This is a genomic window from Neisseria sp. P0014.S009 (assembly GCF_051958155.1).
GTDB lineage: Bacteria > Pseudomonadota > Gammaproteobacteria > Burkholderiales > Neisseriaceae > Neisseria > Neisseria flavescens_C.
Genome location: NZ_JBQCVS010000190.1, coordinates 1 through 250, shown reverse-complemented (window position 1 = coordinate 250; position 250 = coordinate 1). Strand labels below are relative to the sequence as shown.

1 pseudogene is annotated in these 250 nt (G+C 49.2%); it reads right to left on the bottom strand.

Annotated features, from left to right (window positions below):
- A pseudogene (locus ACTHS4_RS12255) lies at positions 1-250 on the bottom strand (polysaccharide biosynthesis tyrosine autokinase); the annotation flags it as partial.

Sequence of the window (250 nt, the reverse complement as noted above, 5' to 3'; positions counted from 1 at the left end):
AACTTGGTCAATGCAAATTCTTGACCCGGATTAGCCAGGATTTGATCGATTTTGAGGGTGGTTTGATTGTTGATTTTCAGAGGTATGCCAACCTTGCCTTCTACGACGCGTTTGTCAGGCAGGGTAAGGGTATAGGCTTTGTTGCTCTTGGCGGTCAGCGTGAAGGTTTTGTTGAACCATTCGTCTTGTACGGTAAAGTTGCCGACGGTCAGTTTGGGATCGGGGTCGCCGCTGATGTTGTGCATCAGGC